Below are 9,177 nucleotides of genomic sequence, written 5' to 3' on the forward strand. Positions count from 1 at the left end.
ACGGCCATCAATTGAGGTCTATTCTTATAGCTGAATCTGATAAACCGCGAAGCCGGTCTCATCAGTCATGAGTTGCTTCATCGGGTAACGGCCATATTGCTGAATGAATTGTGCAGCCTTGTCTCCCGGTGCCGTCTCGAAGCGGATATCAAGATTTTTGGCTGCCTTAATCGGCGCTAAGCGCCAGTTGTTATCCGCTTTAGGATGAATTTCACCGTGTTGTTTACTCATCTGAGTAATGTAATTGGCCAGAATTGTCCGGTTTTTATCTGGTGCATCAAAAGCGACATGTGAAGCCCCGGTTCCGGGAAACTTGTTGCTATAGGCGCGATAGTTATTGGTGGCAATCAGGAATACTTGATTATCTGGGATCGCTTTCCCCTGATAAGACAGACTGACAATTCGTCTGCTATCGGGAGCAACCAATTGACAGTCACCATCATATCGGGCCGGTTGCGTGACATCAATCTGATACTTGATGCCATCAATTACATCAAAGTTGTAGGTTCTGAACCCATCCCAATCGATGAGATATTGAGGTGCGGTTTGAGTCGGATCGATACGATTGAACTGGCCCGCAGAGCATTCTAGCCATTCTTTCAGCTCTCGTCCGGTGATTTTGAGCGCCACTAATGTATTGGGATAAAGATACAGATCAGCGGCATTGCGGAATGTCAGCTGCCCGGATTCAACTTCGGTATAGTTCGTGGGATCATTTTTTCGGCCACCGGCTTTAAACGGTGCAGCAGCGGAAAGGACTGGCAGTCCATCTAAGTCCGGATCGCCCTGAATCATTTTTTCAACGTAGGCTTTCTGTGCCAGATTGACGATCTGAATGGTCGGATCATCCTGAACGAGTGCCAGATAACTATACATTTTGTCATTGGCTCGGCCGATAGGTTGATTGACGAATTGTCGCGTTGCCTGGTGATCCGATTGGACGGCTTGACGAAGCTGAGCATCAGCGGAGACTAAGGCATGATGTGCGATATTGTCATAAATCGGACGCGCTTCCGATTGGCTGTCAGTTACTTGCCAATGGTGATTTTTCTTCTCCACGGTCAGATCAATAATACCGACATGGCTGCCCCAGCGCCCGGGCATTACCGCTGCGACGCCGTGAATCGTCCCCTTTTGGTTATTCACATCTGGCAGATGACTAAAGTCTTTGCCGGGGAACACCGCATGAGCGTGACCAAAAGCGATGGCATCAATACCGGGGATTTCTGCGAGATAGTAAACCGAGTTTTCAGCACCGACGTGATAAGGTGTGGTAGAGATTCCCGAATGGGGAATGGCAACAATGATATCTGCACCTTGTTGTTTCATTTGAGGAATCAGGGCTTTCGCTGTGGCTTTGATATCTTTGGTATAAACATTGCCAGCTAAGTTTTTCTTATCCCACACCATGATCTGAGGCGGAGCGAAGCCAATATAGCCAACCTTCAACTGCTGAGGTTTTCCATCAGTATCGGTCAATGTGTATGATTTGATCAGGTAAGGACGGAAATAATGCTGATCCGTTTTTGCGTCAAATATATTGGCATTGATGTAAGGGAAATTAGCATCGTTAAGCGTTTCTTTAAGGTATCCGAGTCCGTAATTGAATTCGTGGTTACCAATATTTCCGACCTCGTAACCGAGGAGGTTCATCGCTTTATAAACCGGATGAACTTCTCCCGCCTTGATGCCTTTGGCTGCCATGTAGTCACCCATCGGACTGCCCTGAATCAGATCGCCGTTATCAATCAAAAGTGAGTTCGGATTCTCTTCACGCGCCTTTTTGATAAGACTCGCAGCCCGGAGTAAACCAATTTTGTCTGAAGATTTGTCTTTGTAATAGTCATAGTCCATGACATTGGCATGGATATCCGTCGTTTCTATGACACGAAGATGGATGGTTTCTGCATTGACTGAGAATGAGAGAGCTGATGAAGCAAGTATCAGCAATTCACTAAGTAATGACAGTGCGAGAATTTTTTTTGGCTGTTTCATACGCTGTCTGATCCATAACAAGTAAATAATCTGGTTAATGTAGCAAATATGGATGAAACCTATATTTCAATGAGTTAGAAACTGTGATGTATATCATCCAACATATTGTTGGGCTTTTTTGTTGAAAAAAATGGTCCCTTATCAGCTTTTCGAATAAAAAATGAAATTTTAGAATTTCATGTCATATGTAGAGGTCGCCATAATGCACTTATTCATTTTAGATAGAGTGTGTCATGGCAAAGGATCAGGTAGTGACTCGTTTACCCGTCAAACAAGTGCGTTCGTCTGTGAAGGTCGATGCGTCAGCACTCAGCTACCACTTCACAAAATCTCAGTTACAGGCCGGAGAGGTGGCATTGGTCGGTGCCGGCCCGGGTGACCCAGAATTACTCACCGTCAAAGCGGTTAGCTTTCTTCAGCAAGCTGATGTTGTTTTATATGACTATTTGGTCTCAGAGGAGATCATGTCACTGGTACCGGACAGTACGATTCTGGTGTGTGTCGGCAAACGAGCCGGACATCATAGTGTGCCACAGGATAAGACCAATCAGCTATTGGTCGATTTTGCCAGACAGGGACACCGGGTTGTGCGGATTAAAGGCGGCGACCCATTTATTTTTGGACGAGGCGGTGAAGAACTGGAAAGTTTGTTCGATGCCGGCATTCGCTTTCAAGTGGTTCCCGGTATTACCGCAGCCGCTGGGGCAACCGCCTATGCCGGGATTCCCCTGACGCACCGGGATTATGCTCAGTCTGCCATTTTCGTCACGGGTCATGTCCGTGCTGAGCAAGATGAAATGGATTGGTCAACGCTGGCTCGGGGACGGCAGACGCTGGTGATCTATATGGGATTGATGAAATCCGGATATATCAAAGAGCAGTTACTTGAGCATGGTCGGGATGCCGAGACGCCTGTTGCCGTGATTGAACGAGGAACACAAGCTGCGCAGAAGCTGTTTCGTGGCACATTGGATCATTTGCCGCAGTTAGCTGCTCAGGCCGATTCTCCCGCTTTAATTGTGATTGGTGAAGTGGTTTCACTGTCCGAAAAGCTCAATTGGTTCAGCCGCACACAGGAAGCAACTTCCCGTTCTTTGTATGCATAAATAAATGGGTATGTATCAATCAATATGTATCCAGTCGTCCAGATTCAGTCAGGATGATTTATTCACTCAGAAACCGAATTGCATAACACACTCATCTTGTGAGTCAAAAAGGAAGCAAGAGATGGATCAACAACGCTTAACACATTTAAAACAACTAGAAGCTGAAAGTATTCACATTATTCGTGAAGTTGCGGCTGAATTCGGAAACCCGGTGATGATGTATTCCATCGGAAAAGATTCATCGGTGATGCTACATCTGGCGCGTAAGGCTTTCTCTCCGGGCAAAATTCCGTTTCCGCTTCTGCATGTCGATACGAACTGGAAGTTTCGTGAAATGATCGAATTCCGTGATAAAACCGCACAAAAGTACGGCTTTGAGCTACTGGTACATAAAAATCCAGAAGGACTCGAAATGGGGATTAATCCCTTTGTTCACGGGAGTTCCAAACATACCGATATTATGAAAACTCAGGGCCTGAAGCAGGCATTGAACCAATATGGATTTGATGCTGCATTCGGGGGCGCCCGTCGGGATGAAGAAAAGTCCCGTGCCAAAGAGCGAGTTTATTCATTCCGGGATAAGAATCATACTTGGGATCCCAAAAACCAGCGTCCGGAGATCTGGCATACCTATAACGGGCAGATTAACAAAGGTGAGAGTATTCGAGTATTCCCTTTATCAAACTGGACTGAACTGGACATATGGCAATATATCTATCTGGAAGGCATTGATATTGTGCCGCTTTACTTCGCTGAAAAGCGTCCTGTCGTTGAACGTGATGGGATGTTAATCATGGTTGACGATGACCGGATGGATATTTTACCGGGTGAAGTGATCGAGAATAAATCAGTCCGTTTCCGGACACTCGGGTGTTATCCGCTGACCGGAGCCATTGAATCGACGGCAAGCACATTGCCTGAAATTATTGAAGAGATGCTGGTGGCAACGTCCAGTGAGCGGCAAGGACGAGCGATCGACCATGATCAGTCTGGATCCATGGAATTGAAAAAACGTCAGGGCTACTTCTAAGGGGCGAGGGAAAGTTTATGAATAGTGCAGTTCAAGCTCAGTTAGCTGAGTTAGGTATTGAAGGTTATTTGAATCAACACCAACACAAATCGTTACTTAGATTTCTGACATGTGGTTCTGTCGATGACGGTAAGAGTACGTTGATCGGTCGTTTGCTTCACGATTCAAAGCAGATCTATGAAGATCAACTGGCGGCTGTCCACTCGGATAGTCAGCGCGTCGGTACAACCGGTGAACGTCCGGATCTGGCACTACTGGTTGATGGTTTGCAGGCCGAACGCGAACAAGGCATTACCATTGATGTCGCATATCGCTATTTTTCAACGCAAAAACGCAAGTTCATTATCGCAGATACGCCGGGACATGAGCAGTACACGCGCAATATGGCGACCGGCGCTTCGACATGTGATTTAGCGATTATTCTGATTGATGCACGTAAAGGCGTATTGGATCAGACTCGTCGTCACTCATTCATTTCCAATCTGTTGGGTTTGAGACACTTTGTGGTGGCGGTCAACAAGATGGATTTAGTCGATTATTCTCAGGATCGTTTTGAAGCCATTCGCCAAGAATATCTTGAATTCTCTCGACATCTACAGGGAGATACGAATATTCAGATCATCCCGATTTCAGCGTTGGAAGGGGATAATGTCGTTGATAAAAGTCGGCATATGGATTGGTATCAAGGCCCTTCTCTACTGGATTTATTAGAAACTGTCGATGTCGATCAGCTCAAAGGAACGGGGGCATTTCGTTTTCCTGTGCAATATGTTAATCGACCGAATCTCGATTTTCGTGGATTTGCCGGTACTGTCGCATCGGGTGTTGTCCGGATTGGCGATCAAGTCAAGGTGCTACCGTCTGGTAAATCTTCTACTGTTGCCCGTATCGTGACTTTTGATGGTGACTTGGAACAGGCACATGCCGGTCAGGCCGTGACGCTAACGCTGAATGATGAGATTGATATCAGCCGTGGTGATTTGATTGTTCTTGAGGATGCCCAGCTCGATACAACCAACCATTTATTGGCAGACGTGGTTTGGATGACAGAGCAACCATTGCAGGCTGGCCGGGATTACGACATCAAAATTGCAGGTCATAAAACGATTGGTCAGGTGACCTCGATCCGTCACCAGTACGATATCAATAACCTCTCGACTTATCCGGCCGAATCTTTGCCACTTAATGGGATTGGTTTATGTGAATGGCGATTCAACCAGGCGATCGCACTCGATAAATATCTCGACTGTGCTGATACGGGGGGCTTTATTATTATTGACCGCCTGACCAATGTAACCGTTGGCGCAGGACTGGTTCGTGACAGCCTACAAACGGTGACTCAGACGCAGAGTGATTTCTCTGAATTTGAGCTGGAACTGAATACACTGATTCGTAAGCACTTCCCACACTGGGGTGCACAAGATATCAGTCAATTACTGAAGTAGGCTGTTTGAAAGGGTTAATTTCACCTTTTCTGAGGGATGAGTGATGTGGGAACAAGGCGTGATAATTGCAATTCTGTGCGGTGTGGTTGCCTGTTTGCTGCTTACGCGAGTCAAACCGAGTTTGATCTTTGCTGGTGCTGCGTTTATCACTTTTATTGCAGGTTTGATTGATATCAATGACTTAGCCGCAAATTTCACCAACTCATCCCTACTGACGCTGATTTTGTTGGTTCTGGCTTCTGCCGGACTGGAAAAGACGCGACTCATCAGTTGGATCAGTAGCAATATTTCTGAGGGGCGGCTCGGTACCGTGATTGCGAAGCTGGGTTTATCGACCGCCTTTCTCTCTTCTTTCACCAATAACACCGCAGTCGTTATTTCTTTGATTGGCGCGATTAAACGCAATCAGCAACATGCACCGTCAAAGTTATTAATTCCGCTGTCTTATACGGCTATCTTTGGTGGTACGCTGACTTTGATTGGTACATCAACCAATCTGATCATCAATAGTTTTGTTGAAGATGCGGGGTTGCCTAGTCTCGACTTTTTCGCCCCGACGATGATCGGTCTGGCTGTACTTCTCGGGGGCGTATTGATTCTGATTCCGTTGAGCTATCTGTTACCGAATAATGATGAATCTGGGCAGGATGAATTACCTTATTTTCTGGAAGCGACTGTCGGTGATCAGTCACCGCTCGTCGGACGCAGCATTACAGAAAATAACCTGCGGGCGTTACGCAAGCTATTCTTAGCAGAGGTCATTCGCAACGGTGAGAGTGTCCCTTCGGTCGGACCTGATTTTGTCTTACAGGCACAGGACCGGCTGCTCTTTTGTGGTGATATCGAAAGTGTTTCGACACTTCAGGAAATCAAAGGGTTAACCTTGTTTGGTCAGCATCATCTGAATGGTCAGAATTTTGTTGAAGTCGTTGTGAGTTCCTCGGCCAGTTTTTGTCATAAGACCCTGAAATCCAGTCATTTTCGCGAGCGTTTTGATGCTGTCGTCGTGGCCATTCGTCGGGGGCATGAACGTCTGGAAGGTGGTCTGGGGAATATTACATTGACGGCTGGCGATACGTTGGTACTTGTGCCGGGAAAAGAGTTCGAAGCACAACGCCAAGCGCTGCATCGAGAATTCCTATTCATTAATGATTTGGATTCGAGTGCCCGCTTAGACAGCCATAAATCGAGTCTGGTATTACTTGGTTTTACCGCGGTGATTGGTGCGGCATTGCTCCATTGGCTACCGATTATCAAAGGACTCGCGATCTATCTGATTCTGTTAGTTATCTTTGGTATCGTGCAAATTGGTGAATTACGCCGTCGTTTCCCTATCGATATTGTCGTGATTGTCGGTTCAGCATTATCGATTGCCCAGTTGATGATTTCATCGGGACTGTCGCAACGCATGGGGGATCTTTTTATTCACACCATGAACGGTTGGGGCGTATTTGGTGGCTTGGTTGCAACCTATCTGATTACCTTGGTTCTGACTGAGCTGATCACCAACAATGCTGCCGCCGCGCTGGCTTTTCCATTGGGATACAGTCTGGCTGTCGGCTATGGTGTCGATCCGATGCCATTTATTATGGCGGTGTTATTTGGTGCCAGCGCAAGCTTTATTTCTCCCTATGGTTATCAGACCAATCTGCTGGTCTATAGTATCGGTAACTACAAAATGAGTGATTATGTCAGAATCGGTATTCCAATTTCTTTGGTTTACTCTTTACTTGTTCTGACCTTAATTCCGGTATTTTTTCCGTTTTAATCCGTATTGTTTTTAAACAATATATTGATAAGTTTACGTATAAAGGAAGAGTGTTATGAGTATTGCGTCAAATGAAAAAGATGAACATATCGTCTGGCACCAGCACCCGATCGATAAAACATTTCGTGCGACGCTGAAAAAACAGAAACCTGCCGTGTTATGGTTTACCGGACTATCTGGGGCTGGTAAATCAACGGTCGCCGGTGCACTGGAGAATCGTCTCGCGCAATTGGGTTATCACACCTACTTGCTCGATGGTGATAATGTCCGGCACGGGTTATGTCGCGACCTTGGTTTTTCCGCTCAGGATCGTCGGGAAAATATCCGTCGGATCGGTGAGCTGGCAAAGCTGATGGCAGATGCCGGACTGATCGTGCTCACCGCATTTATCTCACCACATCGGACCGAACGGAAGATGGTGCGGGAGTTACTGCCGGAAGGGGAGTTTCTGGAAGTCTTCGTCAATACCACTCTGGACGTTTGCGAGCTGCGTGATCCGAAAGGTTTGTACAAAAAAGCCCGTGCGGGTGAGATTACCAACTTTACGGGCATTGACGCTGAATATGAAGTGCCGTTACAGCCTGAAATCGATTTGCCTGCCGGAGACATGGGAATTGATGCATTGGTTGAACAATGTCTGACAGAACTGAGTCAACGCGGCATTATTGATGTCTCATCGCATTAATCGGTTTTTCTCGGTAGCAACTTGCTGAGGTCGTTTGCTCAGACGGTATGGTGAATGCTGCCGGTTGCATCGGTATGGATCATGAATTTTTGCCCTAACAGGGCAATCATTTGATCATAGTATTGTTGGTTGAGCTTATTACCCAGTAGTTTACACAACTCATTACCGGTAGGACTAAAACGATAATAGAGCAAATGTACCCCCTTGCTCATCGTCTGCAGAGACAGGTTCTTTCCCTGATAATGAAAGGGGAGTGCTGATTCTTGTTCGATTTCACCTGAGGCGAGCTCGGTTGCATGTAGTAAGCCGAGTTCGATCATCACCAGCAAACTCGAATAGGGCAGTTGGAAACTACCCAGACTCAGCGTAATCGTGGTATCACGCTTACCAAAGGTAAAAATCCCATTGTGTGCCCGTATCCCAACGAATAGTTTACGACTGCCATCTTGTCCGAAACTACAAGCCAGTGCGGCTGATTTCTGGAGGATCTGAGCCTCTTTAGGCGTCATATCCTTCAACACCTGCAAAGCTTTCATGGATGTCGAGCCCGGATTGGTGACTTCCCGTTTGAGCACTTGCGCCCACAGTCGCTGCATTGAAGAGTTATGGATATCCTGAGCCATATCGAAAAAGCGGTAGAGCCAGTCTTGATCGGGATCGCCAGCGGTTTCATTTTTACAGGATTTATGGGCAAGTTTGACAATACTCTCGAGGTTTTTTTGCCGCTGCTCTTTGCGTTTACGCTCCCGCTTTAAGGCTCTATCCAGTGGCGAAATGTCGGTCTTTTCTTCACTGATCAGCGCATCGAGACCATGATCTTTGGCAATGTTTTGGATTCGGTGACCACTATCTTTGATGTAGCGTCCTCTTGAATGAGACTTTGTTGTCTCATCATCCTGATGTTCAATGACCGTGGGTGTGCGTTGTTCCATGAATAATTTGATACCGACTGACAATTGAGAGCAATAGTAACAATTTAACGCGGAATGCGAGAGACATCTAGCCGAATTGATCAAATTTCGCTACTCAAAATGATAATATTTTGTTAAAATTGTTACTACTTATAATTTTGAATATTGATGATTCTAGTGAAAAAGGCTCTGTCTATCACCGTAGTATTTATTCTTTACTTTGCTTTACTCGGCTAT

7 protein-coding genes are annotated in these 9,177 nt (G+C 46.2%); 5 read left to right on the forward strand and 2 right to left on the reverse strand.

Going from position 1 to position 9,177, the window contains the following annotated elements; genetic code table 11:
* Window positions 1-24: 24 nt before the first annotated feature.
* The gene (locus tag OCU60_RS01915) at window positions 25-1,995 is read right to left on the reverse strand and encodes a bifunctional 2',3'-cyclic-nucleotide 2'-phosphodiesterase/3'-nucleotidase (RefSeq protein WP_074372120.1); all 1,971 of its coding nucleotides are present in this window, start codon (window positions 1,993-1,995) and stop codon (window positions 25-27) included.
* Window positions 1,996-2,228: 233 nt separating this feature from the next.
* On the opposite strand from OCU60_RS01915, the gene cobA reads away from it, so the two are divergent.
* The 5 genes from cobA to cysC all read left to right on the forward strand — a co-directional run bounded on the left by cobA (window position 2,229) and on the right by cysC (window position 8,029).
* Complete coding sequence (cobA, locus tag OCU60_RS01920) at window positions 2,229-3,101, forward strand: uroporphyrinogen-III C-methyltransferase (RefSeq protein WP_074372119.1); 873 nt, start codon at window positions 2,229-2,231, stop codon at window positions 3,099-3,101.
* A gap of 82 nt (window positions 3,102-3,183) precedes the next feature.
* Window positions 3,184-4,131, forward strand: a complete 948-nt coding sequence (gene cysD, locus OCU60_RS01925) for a sulfate adenylyltransferase subunit CysD (RefSeq protein ID WP_228449019.1) — start codon at window positions 3,184-3,186, stop codon at window positions 4,129-4,131.
* Window positions 4,132-4,148: 17 nt separating this feature from the next.
* Complete coding sequence (gene cysN / locus OCU60_RS01930; protein ID WP_074372117.1) at window positions 4,149-5,576, forward strand: sulfate adenylyltransferase subunit CysN; 1,428 nt, start codon at window positions 4,149-4,151, stop codon at window positions 5,574-5,576.
* A 43-nt stretch (window positions 5,577-5,619) separates the two neighbouring features.
* Entirely contained in the window at window positions 5,620-7,344 is a 1,725-nt protein-coding gene (locus tag OCU60_RS01935) for an SLC13 family permease (RefSeq protein WP_074372116.1), read from the forward strand.
* A gap of 55 nt (window positions 7,345-7,399) precedes the next feature.
* Window positions 7,400-8,029 (forward strand): adenylyl-sulfate kinase, encoded by a 630-nt coding sequence (gene cysC, locus OCU60_RS01940; RefSeq protein ID WP_074372115.1) that lies wholly within the window; start codon window positions 7,400-7,402, stop codon window positions 8,027-8,029.
* 38 nt (window positions 8,030-8,067) lie between these two features.
* On the opposite strand, the gene OCU60_RS01945 is transcribed toward cysC, so the two are convergent.
* Window positions 8,068-8,961: a TIGR03899 family protein gene (locus tag OCU60_RS01945; RefSeq protein ID WP_074372114.1), complete on the reverse strand. Its 894-nt coding sequence runs from the start codon at window positions 8,959-8,961 to the stop codon at window positions 8,068-8,070.
* Window positions 8,962-9,177: the final 216 nt, after the last annotated feature.

This window comes from Vibrio spartinae, assembly GCF_024347135.1.
Taxonomy (GTDB): Bacteria; Pseudomonadota; Gammaproteobacteria; order Enterobacterales; family Vibrionaceae; genus Vibrio; species Vibrio spartinae.